We start from the raw sequence: 21,453 nt of genomic DNA, 5'->3' as shown, positions 1-21,453 counted from the left end.
AGTTAATTTAACTCGGCTACTTCGAAAAGGTAGTCGCTGATAACGCGGAGGCCTTTGTCGAAATTCTCAAGATGGAAATGCTCGTTTGGTGCATGGAAATTTTCAGATGCGAGTCCAAAGCCCATCAATACTACAGGTAAACCCAAAATTTCATCGAACGCAGCAACGATCGGAATCGATCCGCCCATTCGTGTAAATGCAGTCGGTACGCCATATACTTTTTCGTAAGAGCGGCCAGCTGCTTGAATAGCAGGATGATCAAAAGGCGTTAAGAACGGTTTCCCTTTATCAAACTCAGTAATTTCAACAGATACGCCTACTGGTTTATGGGATTCAACATGTGCTTTTAATTTCGCAACGATGTCGTCAGGGTCTTGGTTTGGCACTAAACGGCAAGTGATTTTTGTGCTAGCTTCTGCAGGTAAAACCGTTTTAATGCCTTCTCCTGAGAACCCGCCAGTAATGCCGTTAATTTCAAGTGTTGGACGAATCCAAGTACGCTCGACAAATGAATAGCCCTTTTCACCAAAGTCTTCAGAAATTCCAATTTCTTTTTTCTCGTGCTCTAAGTCAAACTCAAGCGCTGCAAATTCCTCACGTTCTTTATCAGCTACTTCAAGTACATCATCATAAAATCCTTCTACTTGAATCAATCCTTCTTGATTACGGAACGATTGTAAAATCTCAACAATTGCATGCAATGGATTTTGAACGGCGCCGCCATATAGTCCGGAATGTAAATCGCCTTTCGGTCCTTTAACATCAATTTGAATACCAGCAAGACCACGTAATCCGTAGCATACTGCAGGGCGACCAGGTCCTTGCATACCGGTATCGGAAATGACGATAACATCGGCTTTCAATAATTCCTGGTTTTCTTCAACGTATTTTGGCAGGTTCGGACTGCCAATCTCTTCTTCACCTTCAATGATAAATTTAACGTTAACTGGCAATTCACCATTGAGCTGTAGGAGTGCTTCAATCGCCTTAACGTGCATATACACTTGTCCTTTATCATCACTCGCGCCGCGCGCATACAGTTTATTGCCGCGAACTTGTGGTTCGAACGGAGCGGTTTCCCAAAGGTGAAGAGGATCTACGGGTTGCACGTCATAATGGCCGTATACCAGTACTGTTGGTTTGCCTTCTGCATGTAGCCAGTCTGCATAAACAACCGGGTGTCCATCAGTTTCATCGATTTTCGCGTTTTCCAGCCCTGCATTTTCTAAAGCAGCCACTAGCCATTCTGCTCCTTTTTGCATATCTTCTTTATGCTCGGATAAAGAACTGACAGAAGGAATACGTAAAAATGCTTTTAATTCTTCTAAATGTGTTTCACGGTTATTTTTAAAATATTGGTCTATTGCTTGAGCATTCATCAAGATCCCTCGATTCATTATATTTATGTCTGAAAAAATTATAACATACCAGGTTTTGGTTTTCGACAAGAGGAAATTGGCTATGGTATAGTGTTTACTACGGAAAGAGTTCGTAAAATTATGTGTTTATGACACTGGAGGAAATAAAATTGTTTATAGCATTAGGGATATTTTTAGTCATGTCGTTTTTCTTATCGGGAAGCGAAACGGCATTAACTGCAGTAAATAGGATGAAGGTCCATCTTCGCGCAGAGCAGGGTGATGCCAAGGCGCAGAAACTGCAGAAGTTAATTGCGAAGCCGGACCGAATGATTACAACCATTTTAATCGGTAATAATATTGCCAACATCATGTTGCCAACATTAGTAACAATGATCGCCATTTCGAGAGGGTGGGAAGTTGGCGTTGCCACTGCTATTTTAACTGTGGTTTTGATAATTTTTGGTGAAGTTTTGCCGAAAACAATTTCAGCGACATTTGCTGACAAAGTAGCTTATATTGTTTTCCCAGTCATCAGTTTTATGGTGGTTATTTTAAGGCCGCTTACTTGGTTACTAGCGCAATTTACGAATGTGTTTATTCGTATCATTTCAAAAGGTACTGTGAAAGAAGCAACGATGACGAAAGAGGAATTGCGTACGATGGTTGATATTGCATCTACGGAAGGTACGTTTGAAGAAGACGAATCTGAACGAATTAAAGGTGTACTAGATTTCCCTCACAAAGACGTATCAGACGTTATGTCTACTCACCGTACCGATACGGTAGGGATTGCTCTCGACTCAACATATGAAGAAGTTCGTGATTTGATTTTGGATTCTTCATATACACGTTATCCTGTTTATGAAGAAAGCATGGACAACGTTGTTGGATTGTTTTATTCGAAGAAACTAATTGAATGGTCGATGAACCCGAACTTAACGTTAGAAGAATTGATGGACGACAATCCATTATTCGTTGTGCAATCTGTTAGTGTTGAAAAAGTCTTTAAAATGATGATGGCGAAGAAAAAACATATGGCTGTTATTCTTGACGAGTACGGCGGCACACTCGGTATTGTGACGCATGAAGACATTATTGAAGAAATGATTGGTCAAGATATCGAAGATGAAACAGACGAGGAAGATGACGAACTAGTTTTTGAAATGACAGACGAAGTATTGTCTTGTCATGGGCGACTAGAAATTGAAGATGTAAACGACATGTTCAAAGTAGAAGTACCAAATGACCACGATACGATCGCCGGCTTTGTTATGCAGCAATTGGGACATGTGCCAGACGAAGGCGAAGAGTTCACATACGAAAACCTACACGTGGAAATCAACGAAATGGACCGTAACCGCATCGTCCGTTTGACCATTACCAAAAAAGAAGAAGTAGAAGAAGTGTTGGCTTAAAACATACCTGTCTCCGGACAGGTATCTTTTTTTGGTAAATAATAAAAAGTTCCCTTTATTACACAATTGTAAGGAGAATGAAAGTAGAAGCGATAGAGTGAAAGGTACAACTCCGGCAATATAGAGTTATAAGAGAAAGCGGAAGCAAAATTAGCTTCGCTCGATAATATAACAGACGGGGGCACGATCATGGAGACTTTATATACAGAATATAATCGTTATATCTACCATTTATGTTTGAAACTAACACGCAATAAAGCGGAAGCTGAAGATTTGATGCAAGAAGTTTGGTTAAAAGTGGTACGTTATGAATCTTCAATTGCCGAAGTAGATCATGTGAAAGCGTGGTTAACAACAATCTGTATGAATACGTTCCGTGATCGTTACCGCAAAAATGTAAGACGTAGCAAGCACATGATTCAGCAGCCAGAAGGTTTGGATGTTTCGTTGCTTGACTTGATTCCTTCAGATTCAGCAGGTGTATCTGAAATACTAGAAACTCAAGACGTGTCCGTTATGATTCGCCATAAAATTGCAGAGCTTGATACAATTTACCGCACGACTATTTTATACTTTTATGTTCATCAATATTCGTTGATTGAAATTGCAGATGTTATGAAAGTATCGATTGGTACAGTAAAATCACGTTTGTTCCGTGGAAAACAACGATTAAAAGATATGTTAATGGACGATGACCGAACGCGTGAATATGTAGTAGCAATGTAAAAAAACAACCGATTTTTCGGTTTTTTTTTTTTTGTGGAAATTTTCATGACGGTTTTGTGCTCTTACTGGTTATAATGGACTGAAGGGGGCAGGATCATGAAAAAGAAAAAATTTCAAAATTGGAGTAAGAAAAAGCGGGTTATTATGGGAGTTATTGGGATTCTAGCATTCCTTTATATTTTAGTTATCGTTTGGCAAACAGTTAAACCATTGCCTGAAGGCGTTTCAAGTCAGGGTGATCTTCATAATGTAGAAAAAGTAGAGATGCTTTACGATTTGTCTTATGCACAAGACAAAGAAGGCACGGAAACAGAGAGTGAACTACGGATATTCAATGAAATTTATAACATGATCGACCAAGCAGAAGAGTTTATCGTTATCGATCTTTTTCTGTTCGATAATTACAATGATTTGAAAACAGATTTTCCTGCAGTTGCAGAAACGTTGACAAATCATTTGCTCGACAAAAAAGAAAAAAATCCGGATATGCCAATATACTTTATTACGGACCCAATCAATATTGGTTATGGTTCTTATGAAAGTCAATTTTTAGATACACTAGAACAAGCAGGTGTCGAGGTAATCATTACTGATTTGGATAAATTGCGCGATTCCACGCCTCTTTATTCTGGGTTGTACCGTGTCATTTTCCAATGGTTTGATGCCGGAGGAAACGGATGGGTACCAAATGGCATGTCGAGTGATGCACCTGATTTAACCTTATCTTCTTATTTAAAAATGATGAACATTAAAGCCAATCACCGAAAAGCAGTCATTACTGAAAAAGAAGCCATTATCAGTTCTGCAAATCCTCATAATGCCAGCGGTTTACATGGCAATATGGCATTTAAAGTTAGCGGTCCGGTGATCAATGATATTCTCGAGGCAGAAGAAGCGGTATCTCGCTATTCAGGAGGACCTGATTTCCCAAGAATAGAAGCTAAAGAACAACAAGGAGACTACCAAGTACAATATTTGACTGAGCGAAAAGTATTGGATGCTTTGCTGTCGGATATCGAAAAAACAACGGAAGGCGATTCAATCCATCTGGCAATGTTCTATATTTCAGAAAGCAGCGTTGTTCGTGCTTTGACGGATGCTGCCAATCGTGGAGTGGAAGTACGCTTAATATTAGATGCCAACGAAAATGCTTTTGGTACTGAGAAAACTGGATTACCAAATCGACCAGTCGTCCACGAAATGTTAGCAGAGTCAGAAGATCGTATTCAGGTACGCTGGTACAACGCGATTGTGGGACAGTTCCACACCAAATCAATCATGATCCAAACAGCAGATGAAACGATGGTTATGGGTGGATCGACTAATTATACAGAACGGGCATTTAATGATTACAATATGGAAAGTACGATTCGCATTTTAGCTCCAAATGACAGTGAATTGACGGAAGAGATGACAACTTATTTTGATCGACTGTGGAATAATGAAGATGCTCTTTACACATTAGATGTCGAAGAGTATCAAGATAACCTAACATTCTGGCAACGTGGAATATATGGTTTCCAAAAGTTATTCAAACTGACGACATACTAATAAAGAAAAAAGGCTATCCCCGAAAGTCATGTTCATGACCTTCAGGAATAGCCCTTTTTTAGTTTAAGCTTCTTCTGGTTTTCCAGCTGCAATCCATTCTTCTACATTCCAGACTTTTGTTGCGAGTCCTTCGTAGAAATCAGGTTCGTGACTGACCAAAACAATCGTTCCTTTATAAGCTTGCATTGCACGTTTAAGTTCAGCTTTTGCATTGATGTCCAAGTGATTGGTTGGCTCATCAAAAATTAGCCAATTGCTTTCTTCCATCATCAATTTACAAAGGCGGACTTTGGCTTGTTCGCCACCACTCAAATGCGTCATTGGACGTGAAATATGTTCGTTTTTCAAACCTGTTCGAGCAAGTGCTCCGCGTACTTGACCTTGGTCCATGCTCGGATAAGCTGACCAAATTTCATCAAGTGGGGTATGGGTTGGTGCTTTCACTTCTTGTTCAAAATAGCTAGGCGTCAAATATTCTCCGCGAAGAACATCGCCATCGAGAGGTTTAATTTTGCCAAGCATGGTTTTAAGTAGCGTCGATTTACCAACACCGTTCATACCAACAAGTGCAATTTTTTCACCACGTTCAATCATAAATGTCAATGGTGGTAAAAGTGGTTTGTCGTAACCAATTGAAAGAGATTCGGCTTCTACAACATAACGACTCGGGCTACGTGTTTCTTTAAATGCAAATTGTGGCTTTGCCGCAATTTCTGGTTTTTCAATACGATCCATACGATCTAATTGCTTCTGACGAGACTTAGCACGGCCAGTAGTAGAGGCACGAGCTTTATTTTTCGCAATAAAGGTCTCGGTTTTCTTAATCATATCTTCTTGTTTTTCATAAGCTTCTAAATGTTGCTTTTTGCTCAATTCAGCAAGCTCGATGAACTTTTCATACGTTGCCGTATAGCGTGTTAAACGTGAAAATTCCAAGTGGAATATAACATCAGTAACACTGCTCATAAACTCTGTATCATGCGAAATCAATAAGAACGCATGCGGATAGTTTTTCAAATAATTAACGAGCCATTGAATATGCTCTTCGTCAAGATAGTTGGTAGGCTCATCTAATAGCAAAACTTTCGGTTTTTCAAGAAGCAATTTCGCAAGCAATAGCTTAGTACGTTGTCCACCTGAAAGAGCTTCTACGTTGCGTTCAAGTCCAATTGCATCGAGACCTAAACCGCGCGCAATTTCTTCAACTTTGCCGTCTAATGTGTAAAAGTCGCCAGCGTCTAAAGCGTCTTGTGCTTCAGCCATTTGCTCGAGTAATTCTTCTAAACGATCCGGATCTGCATCGCCCATTTGCATCGCGATATCATTCAACTCGGCTTCTTTTTTATAAAGAGGCAAGAACGCATCTTGAAGCGTTTTACGAATTGAACGTCCAGGTTGCAACTGTGTGTGCTGATCTAAATATCCATAATGTGTACGTGGTTGCCATTCTACGCGTCCATCATCATGAATGATTTTGCCTGTTATAATATTCATCATAGTCGATTTACCGACACCATTTGCTCCAACTAATCCAACATGTTCACCTTCGACTAAACGGAACGAGACATCGTTAAAAAGGGTCCGATCCCCGAACGTGTGACTTAAATTTTCTACTGTTAATAAACTCATTTAATAAATTCCTCCATTATCATAAAAAAAACCGCGGTTACAGATCCGCGAGTTTTTTGTTTAGTTCCGCAAGTTGTAGTTCCATTTTTTCCAAACGCAATTCGGCTTTCTCCACCATACCGGCGTGTCCAGTCGTTTCTAGCTTCTCGATATCACCTTGATGGCGGACATAATCCATCTTCAGTTCAGCAATCGCATACTCCAATTCCTGTTTGTTCACAAAATCACCCTTATTTTTCTATCATTGTAACACAATAACGCAAAAATTGAATGCTTTACGATTTTCATTCGTTATATAATACCTGTATAATTCCATAAAAGAAACTAAAGGAAGTGATGTGCTATCGACAGCTTATTGTTCGACTTAATGCTAATTATTTTTCTGGGAGTACTTTCCCAATGGATCGCTTGGCGTCTTCAGCTGCCAGCCATTGTCTTGATGTCGATTGCCGGACTTCTTGTCGGTCCAATTTTCGAAGTGATCCACCCCGCCGAAAGTTTTGGCGAATTGTTCAATCCTTTTATTTCATTAGCAGTTGCCATCATCTTGTTTGAAGGTAGTTTAAATTTGAACTTCAAGGAAATCCGTACATTCGGAAAACCGATATTGCGAATTGTTACAATCGGGGCATTTATCGCCTGGATTGCAGGTTCGGTTGCGGCACATTATATCGCTGGATTGTCACTTGGTGTTGCGTTTGTTATCGGTGGATTATTTATCGTTACAGGACCAACTGTTATTTTGCCAATGCTGCGTCAAGCAAAATTAAAATCACGTCCTGCGGCAATTTTGAAATGGGAAGGGATCGTAGTCGATCCTTTTGGCGCATTGCTTGCGTTATTTGCATTCCAATTTGTGCTATTCGCTATTGGTGCAGAAACAGCTGCCGCATTTGGTCTATTTTTCTTAGCTTCTTTGTTTGCCGTTGCACTTGGTGCCGGGGCAGGAATATTAATGGGAATGATGTTCGAGAAAGGACAAGTGCCTGAATTTTTAAAAGCGCCGATGGTTTTTGGCGTAGTTTTACTAGTTTTTGTTATTTCAGATATTGTGATGCACGAAACTGGATTACTCGCCGTTACAGCTATGGGGATGGTCATGGCAAATATGAAAATTGCATCGATTAATGACATGCGCCATTTCAAAGAAAATATTTCCGTGCTATTAATTTCTAGTATTTTCGTAATGCTAACGGCTTCTTTAAATCTTGATGTGTTAATCGGGATTTTTAATTGGAATATTATTTCATTCGTCTTAGCGATGTTATTTGTAGTTCGGCCATTGTCAATTTGGCTATCAACAATCGGTACTGATATGACGATACAAGAAAAGACCTTAGTCGGTTGGATTGCCCCACGCGGTATTGTGGCGTTAACCGTTTCAGGTTATTTTGCAGGTGTCTTACTAGAAGCAGGGTTTGAAGATGCAGAATTGCTGACGGCCTTAACATTCGCTCTGGTATTTTCTACCGTAGTCGTTCATGGTTTCACAATTGGTTGGGTAGGCAAAAAACTGGGTCTTGTTGCAGCTGAAGACCCAGGTGTCATTATTATTGGTGCGAGTCGATTTGCAACAAGACTTGGAAAAGTGTTGTCTGAATTTGATAAAGGCGTCTTAATCATCGATTCATCTTGGGGACGATTACAGGAAGCTCGTCAAAATGGATTGAAAACTTATGCGGGTGATATTTTATCAGAGCATACCGATTATGAAGTGGATTTAACGCCGTATGAAACGATGGTTGTCGCGACAGCCACCGATTCTTACAACGCGCTCGTTGTAAATAACTTTGTTCCAGAGATGGGGCGTGCAAACCTTTACCAAACAGCGATTCATGAAGGCGACCCGGGTGACTTCCATGCGTCGTTAAGCGGACGAACTTTGTTTGGAGAAACGTGGAACATTCACGAGCTCGAGTGGAAAGCAGAAGAAGGCTACACGATGCGCAAAACCCAGTTGTCGGAACAATTTAGTTACGAGGATTTTAAAGCAAAATGGACGGAAGATACCATTCCGTTGTTTGTTCATTATTCACAAGGAAAAATCGAGTTTTTTGCAGAAAACAACAAACTCGAGCCCAAAGCTGGAGACACCATCGTTAGCTTTACTGCATCCGCTCCTGAATCTGAACGGACTCAGCAACGACTAGAAAGTAAGCGTTCAAAAAACGGTTCTCAGACTAAAGAATGAAATCTCTCTTTCAAAAGGAGTTTTGCTACGTATTGTGAAACAGGGTTTGTTATGATGAAGACAAACAGGTTAGTGCATTGTTGCAAGTAGATGCAGTTAACAGCAAGAACGTATTTTGAGGAGGACAAGAGAGTATGAAAGTTTTATTAGTAGACGGCACGATCATCGGCAGAAAAACCGGTGCCATTCTAGAACAAATTCAAGTTTATATTAATGAAACCAATCCTGAAATCGAGTTAAAGTTGTTGAAGCTAGCTGATTATGACCATCAGTTTGTTGATGGACGTCCGCTTGGTGAATACAATGACAGCATGCAAGAAATTGTTCGTCGCTTTGAAGAAGCAGATGGCTATATCATCGCAACACCGATTTTCCAAGGATCTATTCCTGGCGTGTTAAAAAATACATTTGATATGCTGCACCCACGCACGATGCGCTACAAGCCAGTATCGATCGTGGCAAACGGTGGAACATATCAGCATCATTTAGTGATTGAAAATCAGCTGAAGCCGATTCTTGATTACTTCCGTTGTCTCGTAACGCCAAACTATGTTTACACGCATACGAGTCATTTTGACGACACGAATACGATTGTCAGCGAAGACGTTCACAACCGCTTACGCGAACTGGCACGCGTCTTTGTGCAATACGCAGAAATGAGCAAGCATTTGTCGAAAGAAACGCTGGATAATCATTAAATGAAACCTCCCGAATGTGGGAGGTTTCTTCTTTTTGGATTTTATTCCATTTATTGGTCTTACTGTCGAGATTGAGTGAAATACTGTCCGAATTGGCTAGAATACTGTCCGAATTCCACCAAATACTGTCCAAATCAAAAAAATACTGTCCAAAAGCTAAAACGCCTCCGGAATCACATACTGCCGGTCTTTAAAACTACCGTGATAGGCCATTTTCGTACTCACCAACAATTTTGCAGCAATCGATGGCGACGTAATTCCGGTAAAATCGCGAAATTCTCGGCTGTTGATGGTCGTTTTTACCAAACTGCGGTATTGCCTGAGCGCATCAAGATGCGCGAGAGGATCAAAGTGCGGACAAACACTGCAACGCCACTTTCCACCATGATAATGCAAGACGCAATACGAGCAGTTGGGGCACATGACGCCAGTTGAAAACGAATCCGTCAGTCCAAGTGACGAAAATGGTTTTATTGAATGAAGCGTCAGTAAGTTTTGCGCCAGCGCAGCTGTTTTATTCTTAGATAAGACATCGTGCGGGTAGCGAATCACTAACTGCTCCATAAGATGTGGCAGTCCGGACGACTGAATCATGATGCGGCTGCCCGCGCGAGATTGGATTACAGACGATGGGTACGTAAAGATGATGGCACCGACAACAGGTAGCTTGATGCGTTGCTGGAATAAAAACTGTTCCAGCCATTTTTCGTGGCGACGTAATTGATCATCTGGATTTTTCATACCATCAATGCTGCCGTCCTTATTGGTTCGGGAAAATTGCCTTAAGGTAGGATCGAAATTGAGTAAGCCAGAAATGCTTTTGATTTCCAATGCCAGTACAAATCGACTGGTTACCAGAACGCTATCAATTTGATGGGAAGACATCTCTTTTTGGATGAATAAGTCGTGGATGAAATAATGTGGTAACGAAAGGTCGATTTCGTGCCAAAAGAAGTCGACGCGTAATTCGCCGTGATATCCGGCGGTGATGCGACGGAGTTTTTCAGTCCAGTGGAGATATTGGGGATGGACGGTGGGCATTCGTTGTAGCAAACTTTCTAGTTGGAAGATTTCAGGGGGCTTGGTGCGTGTTTTAATGATCAATCGATCCTCTCCTTTATGTGAAATTACTTTAAATATAGCTAGAATCTGAGTGTTGTGCAAGCAGAATTTGAAGTTAATGGAAGTACTGTCGGGATTGGCTGAAATACTGTCCGAATTGGCTAGAATACTGTCCAGATTCCACCAAATACTGTCCAAATCACCAAAATACTGTCCAACGCCCATAAACACCCTCTCAAAAGCCAGCTCCAACAGAAAATGTTACAATAATCTCATTAGAAATGAGGGTGAATATAAATGAAATCAATCGTTTTAGCAGAAAAGCCATCCGTCGCGCGTGACATCGCGCGCGTTCTCGGGTGCGAACAAAAAGGCAACGGCTATTTAGAAGGCAAACAGTATATCGTCACATGGGCACTCGGCCATTTGGTGACGCATGCGCAGCCAGAGCAGTACAATAATGATTTTAAAGAATGGAAAATGGATACTTTGCCAATCATTCCAAAACCATTCAAATTGGTGCCAATCAAACAATCAATGAAACAATTCAATGCGGTAAAATCCCAATTGCAGCGCGGCGATGTCAATGAAGTGATCATCGCAACAGATGCTGGCCGCGAAGGTGAACTTGTTGCACGTTGGATTTTAGAGAAAACCAATACACGTAAACCGGTCAAACGTTTGTGGATTTCATCGGTTACCGACAAAGCGATTAAAGACGGCTTTAATAACTTAAAAGACGGTCGCGCTTACGAAAATCTATATGCAGCGGCTGTTGCACGCGCTGAAGCCGATTGGGTTGTCGGCATTAACGCAACACGCGCCCTAACGGTTAAATACAATGCGCAATTATCAACAGGTCGCGTGCAAACACCGACACTTGCGATGATTGCCGAACGTGAAAAGCAAATCCGCAATTTCCAGCCGAAACCTTATTACGGCATGCAAGCTATCACTGACCAAGCGACATTTACATGGACCGATGGCAATTCGACGCAATCGTTTGATAAAGAAAAAATCGACAAGCTATTCAGCAAACTCGAAAACACGCATGAAGGCACCGTGACAGATATTAAAATTACGCCAAAACGTCAGCCGGCACCGCCTTTATTTGATTTAACTGAATTGCAAAAAGAAGCGTATAAGCGCTATAGCTGGTCAGCAAAAGAAACGCTGAACACGCTGCAGAATTTATACGAGCGCTATAAAATCGTCACGTATCCGCGGACAGATTCGAAGCATTTGACGAGTGATATGCGCGATACACTGATAGACCGCGTTAAAGCAGTGCAAGTCGGACCGTATCGTAGCTTGTCTGCGATCGTTTTGAAAAATCCAATCGCACCACAAAAAGGAGTAATCGATGATTCGAAAGTGTCTGATCACCACGCCATTATTCCGACAGAAGAAACACCGCCATTGCATGACTTATCGGACAAAGAGCATAAATTATATGACATGATCGTCAAGCGCTTTCTCGCAGTATTTTATCCGCAATACGAATTTGATCAAACAACGGTCAAACTAACGGCTGGGGGAGAGACCTTCCAAGCGAAAGGCAATACTGTTCGCAATGAAGGATGGAAACGCATATACAAAGACGAAGACGATCGCAACGATACGACGTTGCCAGCGTTTGAAAAAGGTCAAACCTTAAAACTTAAAGGCATTGCATTAACAGATGGAAAAACCAAGCCACCTGCTTTTTTCAATGAAGGAACGCTACTTGGCGCCATGGAAAATCCAGCGCAGTTTATGAGCGGCGAAACAAAAGAAGTCATTCAAACACTAGGTGAAGCCGGTGGTTTAGGCACAGTGGCTACACGAGCAGATGTTATCGATAAACTATTTAATACCTTCCTGATTGAGAAAAAAGGCAAAGATTTAACGATTACGTCAAAAGGTCGTCAATTGCTTGAATTGGTGCCAGAAGACTTAAAGTCACCAAAACTGACGGCCGATTGGGAACAGCAATTAACGAAAATTGCTAAAGGCCAAATCAAAAAAGAGCAGTTTATTACAGAAATGATCGCCTTTGCTGAAAAATCGGTTTCCGATATTAAGAAGAGCGATAAGAAATTTAAGCACGATAACATCACTGGCAAAATGTGCCCGGATTGTGGCAAACCGCTTCTTGAAGTGAATGGCAAGCGCGGCAAGATGAATGTCTGCCAAGACCGCGAATGTGGCTATAAAAAACAAGTGGCGATGCAGACCAATGCACGCTGTCCGAATTGCCATAAAAAATTGGAATTACAAGGCGAAGGAGACGGCAAGATTTTCGTTTGTAAATGTGGACATCGCGAAAAGCTATCAGCATTTGAAAAGCGCAAAAAAACGGGTCAATCTAAAGCCAATAAAAAAGATGTCAATAAATACTTAAACCAGCAAGATGAAGCACCACAAAATACAGCAATGGCCGACGCGTTAAAAAAATTATTAGGACAAAGCGAATAGAATCCCGCTGCGGATGATGGTATGCTGTGACTAACGAATCTTTTCAACGCTAGGAGAAGATGTCATGACAAAGAAAGTTGCAAAAACTAATGCTGCACGCATGCTTGATAAAGAAAAAATTACGTACGAATCGCTCTATTACACAGTTGAAGATGGCAAAGTAGATGGAGTGTCTGTAGCTGGCAAAATCGGTTATCCTCCAGAACTAGTCTATAAAACACTTGTGGCGTCTGGGGCATCTAAACAGGCATATGTTTTTGTTATTCCTGTAGCAGAAGAATTAGACTTGAAAAAAGCAGCAAAAGCAGCCGGTGAAAAGAAAATCGAAATGGTTCCTGTGAAAGATATTTTATCGTTAACAGGCTACGTCCGTGGCGGTTGTTCGCCTGTCGGAATGAAAAAATCATTTCCAACTTTTGTTTCGGCAGAAGCCGAGCAATTATCTCAACTAATCGTTTCCGCGGGCAAAATTGGTATGCAAATAAAACTGGCTCCAACTGAACTTGTGTCTGTAACGAAAGGCCAATTTGCTGAGTTGACTGTATTGAGTCAATAAAGCATCCATCCATTCAATATGAATGGATGGATTTTTCATATCAACATACAGAAAGAAGGATTTGAATGAAGCGTGCGTTATTTTATCGCTGGTTGTTTTTTATTGTTGGATTAATCGTTTTGGCTCTCGGATTTACGATGACTATTAAAGGCAGCAAGTTAGGTATCGGTCCATGGGATGTTCTACATGTGGGCTTATATTTAAACTTTGGACTGACGATAGGCACTTGGTCTGTTATTGCTGGATTCACGATTATTGCGATCACAGCTTTCTTCACACGACAAGTTCCGCAAATAGGCACATTTTTGAATATGGTGCTAGTCGGTGTTTTTATTGATATTTTTAATTTTTTAATTCCAGACATCCAGACATTAGTCGGACAAGTGCTGATTTTATCGGCGGGTATTGTCATTTCAGGTTATGGCGTTGGCCTTTATGTATCACCAAAAATCGGTGCGGGCCCTCGAGACAGCCTAATGATGTTACTTGTTCACAAAACTGGGCTAAGCATTAGCGTTGTCCGCGCAGGCATTGAAGTAGGTGTGGCTTTGCTCGGTTGGATGCTTGGTGGTCCGGTCGGTATTGGAACGATTGCTGTTGCATTATTGACTGGTCGAATCGTTCAGCAATCGTTGCCACAATTTGAACGGCTTCTTATAACATTAATCGGCGATAAAGAAAATCTGCCGCGCATTCTTAAGGTATAAACAAAAGTCAGGCTTATATGCCTGGCTTTTTTTCATGGAAAAAGAGTAAATGATTTCTCATACAATACTTGAAACCTAAAGAGTGATGTGTTTTAATAAAACCTAGTAAGTCTATTGGTTTTGTATAAAAACCTCAGGAGGTATTTTTTATGGGACGCGAATTTGTAGAGATATTTGATGAATGGGTTCATACATATGACGAATCTGTAAATGGAAACGATGAACAATATAAAGATGTTTTCTTAAAATATAATGAAATTTTACAAGCAGTAGCAGATGCAGCCTTAGGACCCGTCGTAGAATTTGGCGTTGGTACGGGAAACTTGACTGAAAAGCTACTTGAGCGAAATTTAGAAGTGGTTGGAGTAGAACCCAATCAATCGATGCGGCAAGTAACCAATATAAAGATGCCAGGTGTAGTGGTTATTGACGGAGATTTCCTAGAATTTGAAACACCGATTTCTCCTCAAAGTTTTGTAAGTTCTTATGCTTTTCATCATTTAACAGATAAAGAAAAAACGCAGGCGTTTAAGCTGTATGCTGAAAAACTGCCAGCTGGCGGGAAAGTGATTTTTGCTGATACGGTGTTTGATTCACAGCAAAGTAAGAAAGAAATAATTGCCTTTGAAGAAGCACGAGGTCACGTCAATTTAGTAGAGGATTTGAACCGCGAATATTACACCACGATTCCGAAATTAGAAGAGTTAATCACAAAAGCAGGGTTTACCGTGAAATTGTCGAAGATGAACAACTATGTCTTTCTGATTGAAGCAACTAAACTATAAGGAGCGATAGAGATGAAAAAAATGAATGTTGAAAGTTTCAACTTAGATCACACAAAGGTAGTAGCACCATATGTCCGTTTAGCAGGGGAAAAAACAGGAGCTAAAGGCGATACCATTCGCAAATACGATATCCGGTTCAAGCAGCCAAACAAAGAACATATGGAAATGCCTGGACTTCATTCTCTTGAGCATATGATGGCTGAACATAGTCGCAATCATTCAGAGGACATTGTTGATATTGGACCGATGGGCTGCCAAACAGGCTTTTATTTGTCGGTCATCAATCTTGATGATTATGATGAAATCCTTCGTATTTTAGAAAATACATTAAAAGACGTGTTAGAAGCAGACGAAGTGCCAGCATGCAATGAAGTGCAATGTGGTTGGGCTGCGAGTCATAGTTTAGAAGGCGCGAAAGAATTGGCGCGTGAAATGTTGGCAGAGAAAGATCAGTGGCATCAAGTTTTTGCCGAAGACGCTAAGTAAGGAGTCAACCAATGAACTATGTAACGAACATTCAGCAATTGATTGGCGATACACCATTAATGGAATTAACACATAGCAAAATTCCAAACGGCTGCCGCATTTTTGCGAAGCTTGAATATTTCAATCCGGGCGGCAGTGTCAAAGACCGATTAGGCGTTTCCTTAATAGAAGGCGCTGAAAAACGTGGGGTCCTTAAGCCGGGCGGCACGATAATCGAACCAACGGCCGGTAATACGGGCATTGGTCTAGGTATTGCTGCAATCGGTAAAGGCTATCATGTGAAATTTGTGGTGCCGGAAAAATTCAGTCAAGAAAAACAAAGTTTGATGCGTGCGTTAGGCGCGGAAGTGATTAACACCCCGACTGAAGAAGGCATTAAAGGCGCGATTAAAAAAGCGGAGCAATTGGTTGAAGAGCAAAACGCATTTTCACCTTCGCAATTTTCTAATCCAGCCAATCCGGAAACCTATGTCCAAACACTTGGTCCTGAACTGTGGAATGCCTTAGACGGAGAAATTGACGTCTTTGTTGCAGGAGCGGGATCGGGCGGAACTTTCATGGGAACAGCTCGTTATCTAAAGTCTCAAAAGAAAGAAATCAAAACAGTCATTGTGGAACCTGAAGGCTCAATATTAAACGGTGGACCCTCAGGACCTCATTTGACCGAAGGCATCGGCATGGAATTCTTGCCGGATTACATGGATAACAGTTATTTTGAAGCCATTCATACGATTACGGATAAAGAAGCGTTCATGGCAGTTCGGGAACTGGCGAAGGCAGAAGGCTTGTTAGTCGGAAGTTCGTCGGGAGCAGCGTTTGTAGCGGCGTTACGGGAAGCTGAAAGCGCGAAACCTGGAAGTCACATTGTAACGGTGTTTGCAGATTCAAGTGAACGCTATATGAGTCAACACATTTACGATAGAAGTTTTGAGGAGGAATAGCAGTGAAACCAAAAACAAGATTAATTCACGGTGGCATTTTTGGAGACGAAGCAACTGGTGCCGTGTCAACACCTATTTATCAAGTTAGTACGTACAAGCAAGAAGCAGTCGGGAAATTTAAAGGCTATGAATATTCGCGTACGGGAAATCCGACGCGTCATGCACTTGAAGAATTAATTGCGGATATTGAATTTGGTCACGCTGGCTTTGCATTTGGTTCAGGAATGGCCGCAATCTCATCTGTCATGATGCTGTTTTCAGCTGGAGATCATGTTGTCTTGACTGACGATGTATACGGTGGAACTTACCGCGTCATCAACAAAGTGTTAAACCGATTCGGCTTAGAATTTACTTTTGTGGATACTGGAAACTTAGCGGAAGTAGAAGCCGCAGTAAAAGAAAACACAAAAGCGATTTTCATTGAAACGCCGACTAATCCTTTGTTGAAAGTAACGGATATTGAGGCTGTAGCAGCGTTTGCAAAATCAAAAAATTTACTAACGATTGTTGATAATACGTTTATGACACCATTTTTACAAAACCCAATTAAATTAGGTGCAGATATCGTTTTGCATAGCGCAACAAAGTATATTGGTGGCCATAGTGATGTCGTGGCAGGACTAGTAGTTGTTAATTCTGCAGAACTTGCTGAAGAAGTTCACTTTGTGCAAAACTCGATCGGCGCAATCTTAGGGCCGCAAGATTCTTGGTTACTTATTCGCGGACTGAAAACTTTAGGTTTGCGCATGGAAGAAGCGAATTCCAATGCTCAAAAAATCGCGGAATTTTTAGAAGGACATGACGCTGTTGGAAAAGTGATTTATCCAGGGCTCGAAAGCCACCCAGGCCGTGAATTAATGCAAAGACAAGCAACGGGCTTTGGCGGCATGATTTCATTTGATGTCGGCAGTAAAGAAAAAGCTGGAGAATTATTGGCGAAATTAAAATACTTCACCCTAGCAGAAAGCTTAGGGGCTGTTGAAAGTTTGATTTCTGTACCAGCTCAAATGACGCACGCATCGATTCCGATTGAACGTCGTGCAGAACTCGGCATTGTAGAAGGTTTGGTTCGAATTTCAGTAGGTATTGAAGATGTAGAAGATTTGATTGAAGATCTAGAAAATGCGTTGAAATAAGTAAAGACGCTGTCGCCAAAAGCTCATGATACATGACTTTTGGCGACAGCTTTTTTTATTGATGCAAAATGATTCAGGAAAAAAATTAGTTTTTAATTCGATTCTTTGTCGTGAAATATAGAGAATTTTTGGGGGTTGTTACTATTTTTAACTCTATTGAACCAGTAAAAGGATGAAAAAGTAAGTCGTATTACACATAGTTTCGAAACCCGAAATACATCTTCTCCCCTATTCTTCTGATGATTCTGAAGTGCTATGCTTTTTAAAAGAAATAATATTCTGACATTTTAACTTTGGAAGGGGAACTCTAATGAAGAACAGTAAATGGATATCGATTTTATCAGCGAGTGCTTTAACGTTATCGTTATTGGCACCAACAGCAATAGCGGCACCAAGCGAGACCGTACCATCAATAAATGATTGGAACAGCGATAGGTATGGGGAACGAATCGACATTGATGGCAATCTGAATAAACTGTCACAAGATGCCGACTTCCTAAAGGAAGCGGAGAAAAAGATAAAAGCGCAAGCAGATGAAGTAGGAAATGGAGACGCTAATGCCGAGGCAAATGCAACATTTACATACGATGGCGGCACAAAAAAGTTTTTAGATCGCAACTTATCTTTTAAAGATTTCACACTTCGAAGCGTTGGAGACAATGTAGAAATTTGGGTAGCGAACGATTTATCATACGGTCCAAACAATCCGAAACCGGCTGATGTCGTCACACAAGCACAAGTAGATAAACTACGCGACGAATTCGACAGCAATATTTATCCAACGGCGACTGAATTTTTTGGCACACCGGAGTCATTAGATGGCTCGAATTCGCCACTTCCAGGGATGGTAGGTCTTCCTGAAGGATATTATGAAGGATCAGACAAAATTATTATGCTAGTTGATAATGTGCAAGATGAAGGTTGGGACGATCCAAGTTATCCATTTTTCGTTGCCGGATTCTTTTGGCAAACACTTGAAAACTACATCGATCGCAACATTGTTACAATCGATACGAATTCATGGGACACGCGTTTAGAGAGCACTTTCTTCGGAACAACTATTCATGAGTTGCAACATTTGATCCAAGCGGATAATGATGGTGCGGAAGAAAGTTGGTTAAATGAAGGAATGTCGACATTCTCTGAATACCTTGGCGGTTATGGTCACGGAGAAGGGTCAATTAACTTTTATTTAGATCATCCGGAAAACTCATTAGTAAACTGGGATGAACATGGTACAGCGGCAACAGGACCAGAAACGATTGCAGACTATGGTCAAGTTTATTTGTTTACGCTGTATATGTACGATAAATTTGGCAAAGAATTTATTCGTGAATTAGCAACAGACGGTACTAGTCAAGGAATCACCAGTGTAGAAAAGGTATTACAAGATAATGCTACGAACAAAACATTTACAGAAGTATATCAAAACTTCATGACGGCGTTGACATTAGATAATTCAAATGTCAGCAGCGATTACAATTTTGATAGCATTGATTTACGCGAACTACCAGTTGGGAATGATGGAGCGGTAAGAGGTAAAACGGTAGACTTTGAAAAAGCGAAAACCTTTGAAAAAGAAGGCGTTCCGGCATGGGGCGGCGACTTTAAAGAATTCAACTTTGGCAAAGATGTTCGTGGATTAGAATTTGACGGCGTTGATTTTCTTCCATTGCAGTGGCAAACAGTAGCAGATCCTAAAGGTTCAGGTGAACAAGTATTGCATGCCAATAATGGCGATGAAGCAGATCAAGCATTGATTTTTGGTGCGACGGTTCCTGCTACTAACGCAACATTAACGTTTGACCATTTTTATAATATCGAAGAACAATGGGATTTTGGTATGGTTCAAGTGTCAACAGACAATGGAGATACGTGGACTTCCCTTGAAAATGCCAATACCCGTACGGATGTAACTGAAGAAGGTTACCCCACTATCAAAGAAAACGTTCCTGGATTTACAGGAACAAACGGTGATTGGACAACTGAAACCTTTGATTTATCAGCTTATGGAGGACAAGATGTTCTTGTTTCATTCCGTAACTTAACGGACTGGGGTTATAATGAAGCAGGCTGGTTTATTAAAGATATTCAACTAGGTGATTTCTCGGCGGATGGAACTTCAACAGATACATTCCAATCACTGGGACAATTAAAAGGTGAATACGTAGACTTCACAACAACATTTATCCAAACGAAGAAGAATGGCAAAGAACGTGTCTTCCACGTTGATCCATTTAACGTGACAGATAAACAAGCACTTGATCTTCAACAAGTTCTGCGCGAAGGCAATGTGAAAATGATTACTTCATATGCTGCAGAAGCAGGACAACGAGAAGCAAAAGAATTTACGTATGAAGTACAGTATAAAACAAAAAATCTAAAAGCAAAAAAAGATAAAAAATAACTAGAAAGCGGACCTCGGTCCGCTTTTTCTTTTGGAAAAAATGGCGGTATGGTAAGATAGAGACAGAATTTTGTTTTGAAAGGAAGAGGACATTGTCAAAAAAACTAGATGCATTTTTAGATGAGAACTTAACAGAATTAAAAGAGCAGGGTCTTTATAACGAAATTGACCCAGTTGAAGGACCGAACGGCGCGATCATCAAAGTGCGCGGCAAAGATCTAATCAACCTTTCTTCAAATAATTACTTAGGTCTTGCGACAAACGAAGACTTGAAGCAAGTAGCAAAAGACGCAATCGATAAATACGGTGTTGGCGCAGGCGCGGTTCGTACAATTAACGGAACGCTTGACCTACACGTGAAATTAGAAGAAAAGCTTGCTGAATTCAAAGGAACAGAAGCAGCGATTTCGTATCAATCAGGATTTAATTGCAACATGGCTGCAATTTCAGCAGTAATGGACAAAAATGATGCGATTCTGTCAGATCAATTAAACCATGCTTCAATTATCGACGGTTGCCGCTTATCAAAAGCAAAAATCATTGCGTTTAAACATTCTGATATGGAAGACCTTCGCATGAAAGCAAAAGAAGCAACAGAATCAGGTCTTTACAATAAAGTGATGGTCATCACAGATGGCGTCTTCTCAATGGATGGCGATATTGCCAAGCTTCCAGAAATCGTAGAAATTGCGAAAGAATTTGATTTGATTACGTATGTAGATGATGCACACGGATCAGGCGTAACGGGTAAAGGAAAAGGAACTGTAAAACATTTCGGTCTTGAAAAAGAAATCGATATGCAAATGGGGACATTGTCTAAAGCAGTCGGCGTTGTCGGCGGTTATGTTGCTGGTAAGAAAAACTTGATCGACTGGTTGAAAGTTCGTTCACGTCCGTTCTTGTTCTCAACAGCGGTAACTCCAGGCGACGTTGCAGCAATCACAGCAGCAGTTCAAATGATTATCGACTCAACAGAATTGCACGATAAGCTATGGGAAAACGGTGACTACTTGAAAAAAGGTCTAGACGCTTTAGGCTTTGACATCGGTCATTCAGAAACGCCGATCACACCGTGCATCATTGGTGACGAGAAGTTAACACAACAATTCTCGAAACGTTTATTTGAAGAAGGCGTATATGCAAAATCAATCGTCTTTCCAACGGTTCCAAAAGGCACTGGGCGCGTACGCAATATGCCAACAGCTGCACACACGAAAGAAATGTTAGATGAAGCGATCGCGACTTATGAAAAAGTCGGCAAAGAATTAGGCGTTATCAACTAATAAAACAAGAACAAGCCAAGCGGCGTGCCGCTTGGCTTGTTTTTATTTCCAAATAAAGGCGA

At 40.9% G+C, this 21,453-nt stretch carries 18 protein-coding genes; 14 read left to right on the top strand and 4 right to left on the bottom strand.

The window, feature by feature from the left end; genetic code table 11:
• Positions 1-2: 2 nt before the first annotated feature.
• Entirely contained in the window at positions 3-1,379 is a 1,377-nt protein-coding gene (locus PLANO_RS12620) for a dipeptidase (RefSeq protein ID WP_038704795.1), read from the bottom strand.
• A 149-nt stretch (positions 1,380-1,528) separates the two neighbouring features.
• On the opposite strand from PLANO_RS12620, the gene PLANO_RS12615 reads away from it, so the two are divergent.
• The 3 genes from PLANO_RS12615 (at position 1,529) to PLANO_RS12605 (ending at position 5,053) form a co-directional block, all read left to right on the top strand.
• A complete protein-coding gene (locus PLANO_RS12615) occupies positions 1,529-2,776 on the top strand; it encodes a CNNM domain-containing protein (RefSeq protein ID WP_038704794.1) in 1,248 nt (415 codons plus the stop codon).
• Positions 2,777-2,965: 189 nt separating this feature from the next.
• Positions 2,966-3,502 (top strand): RNA polymerase sigma factor, encoded by a 537-nt coding sequence (locus tag PLANO_RS12610; RefSeq protein ID WP_038704793.1) that lies wholly within the window; start codon positions 2,966-2,968, stop codon positions 3,500-3,502.
• Between the two features lie 96 nt (positions 3,503-3,598).
• Positions 3,599-5,053 (top strand): phospholipase D family protein, encoded by a 1,455-nt coding sequence (locus PLANO_RS12605; protein ID WP_038704792.1) that lies wholly within the window; start codon positions 3,599-3,601, stop codon positions 5,051-5,053.
• Between the two features lie 63 nt (positions 5,054-5,116).
• On the opposite strand, the gene PLANO_RS12600 is transcribed toward PLANO_RS12605, so the two are convergent.
• The gene (locus tag PLANO_RS12600; protein WP_038704791.1) at positions 5,117-6,682 is read right to left on the bottom strand and encodes an ABC-F family ATP-binding cassette domain-containing protein; all 1,566 of its coding nucleotides are present in this window, start codon (positions 6,680-6,682) and stop codon (positions 5,117-5,119) included.
• Positions 6,683-6,719: 37 nt separating this feature from the next.
• Positions 6,720-6,902 (bottom strand): SE1832 family protein, encoded by a 183-nt coding sequence (locus tag PLANO_RS12595; RefSeq protein ID WP_008430410.1) that lies wholly within the window; start codon positions 6,900-6,902, stop codon positions 6,720-6,722.
• A gap of 147 nt (positions 6,903-7,049) precedes the next feature.
• Between PLANO_RS12595 and PLANO_RS12590 the strand changes: the two genes are divergently transcribed.
• Together PLANO_RS12590 and PLANO_RS12585 are read left to right on the top strand one after the other, a co-directional pair.
• Positions 7,050-8,873, top strand: coding sequence for a cation:proton antiporter (locus PLANO_RS12590; RefSeq protein ID WP_038704790.1), 1,824 nt, complete (start codon positions 7,050-7,052; stop codon positions 8,871-8,873).
• Between the two features lie 134 nt (positions 8,874-9,007).
• Positions 9,008-9,571, top strand: coding sequence for an NADPH-dependent FMN reductase (locus PLANO_RS12585; protein WP_038704789.1), 564 nt, complete (start codon positions 9,008-9,010; stop codon positions 9,569-9,571).
• Between the two features lie 156 nt (positions 9,572-9,727).
• Here PLANO_RS12585 and PLANO_RS12580 read toward each other — a convergent pair whose 3' ends face one another.
• Complete coding sequence (locus PLANO_RS12580) at positions 9,728-10,858, bottom strand: nuclease-related domain-containing protein (RefSeq protein ID WP_231554724.1); 1,131 nt, start codon at positions 10,856-10,858, stop codon at positions 9,728-9,730.
• Positions 10,859-10,930: 72 nt separating this feature from the next.
• On the opposite strand from PLANO_RS12580, the gene PLANO_RS12575 reads away from it, so the two are divergent.
• From PLANO_RS12575 to PLANO_RS12535, 9 genes are all read left to right on the top strand, one after another.
• Positions 10,931-13,090 carry a DNA topoisomerase III gene (locus PLANO_RS12575; protein WP_038704788.1) on the top strand — a complete coding sequence of 720 codons (2,160 nt, stop codon included), beginning with the start codon at positions 10,931-10,933 and terminating at the stop codon, positions 13,088-13,090.
• Between the two features lie 64 nt (positions 13,091-13,154).
• A complete protein-coding gene (gene ybaK / locus PLANO_RS12570; RefSeq protein WP_038704787.1) occupies positions 13,155-13,646 on the top strand; it encodes a Cys-tRNA(Pro) deacylase in 492 nt (163 codons plus the stop codon).
• A 65-nt stretch (positions 13,647-13,711) separates the two neighbouring features.
• Positions 13,712-14,353, top strand: a complete 642-nt coding sequence (locus PLANO_RS12565; RefSeq protein WP_038704786.1) for a YczE/YyaS/YitT family protein — start codon at positions 13,712-13,714, stop codon at positions 14,351-14,353.
• Between the two features lie 149 nt (positions 14,354-14,502).
• On the top strand, positions 14,503-15,138 hold the full coding sequence (locus PLANO_RS12560; protein ID WP_038704785.1) for a class I SAM-dependent DNA methyltransferase: 636 nt from the start codon (positions 14,503-14,505) through the stop codon (positions 15,136-15,138).
• Between the two features lie 12 nt (positions 15,139-15,150).
• Positions 15,151-15,624: an S-ribosylhomocysteine lyase gene (locus PLANO_RS12555; protein ID WP_038704784.1), complete on the top strand. Its 474-nt coding sequence runs from the start codon at positions 15,151-15,153 to the stop codon at positions 15,622-15,624.
• An 11-nt stretch (positions 15,625-15,635) separates the two neighbouring features.
• Complete coding sequence (locus PLANO_RS12550) at positions 15,636-16,565, top strand: PLP-dependent cysteine synthase family protein (RefSeq protein ID WP_038704783.1); 930 nt, start codon at positions 15,636-15,638, stop codon at positions 16,563-16,565.
• A 2-nt stretch (positions 16,566-16,567) separates the two neighbouring features.
• The gene (locus tag PLANO_RS12545) at positions 16,568-17,701 is read left to right on the top strand and encodes a bifunctional cystathionine gamma-lyase/homocysteine desulfhydrase (protein WP_038704782.1); all 1,134 of its coding nucleotides are present in this window, start codon (positions 16,568-16,570) and stop codon (positions 17,699-17,701) included.
• Between the two features lie 310 nt (positions 17,702-18,011).
• Positions 18,012-20,108 (top strand): immune inhibitor A domain-containing protein, encoded by a 2,097-nt coding sequence (locus PLANO_RS12540; RefSeq protein ID WP_038704781.1) that lies wholly within the window; start codon positions 18,012-18,014, stop codon positions 20,106-20,108.
• Between the two features lie 92 nt (positions 20,109-20,200).
• Positions 20,201-21,391 (top strand): glycine C-acetyltransferase, encoded by a 1,191-nt coding sequence (locus tag PLANO_RS12535; protein WP_038704780.1) that lies wholly within the window; start codon positions 20,201-20,203, stop codon positions 21,389-21,391.
• The last annotated feature ends 62 nt before the right edge of the window (positions 21,392-21,453 follow it).

The organism is Planococcus sp. PAMC 21323 (genome assembly GCF_000785555.1).
Taxonomy (GTDB): domain Bacteria; phylum Bacillota; class Bacilli; order Bacillales_A; family Planococcaceae; genus Planococcus.
The sequence above is the reverse complement of the archived record's forward strand: the minus strand, read 5'-3'. Positions and strand labels throughout refer to the sequence as shown.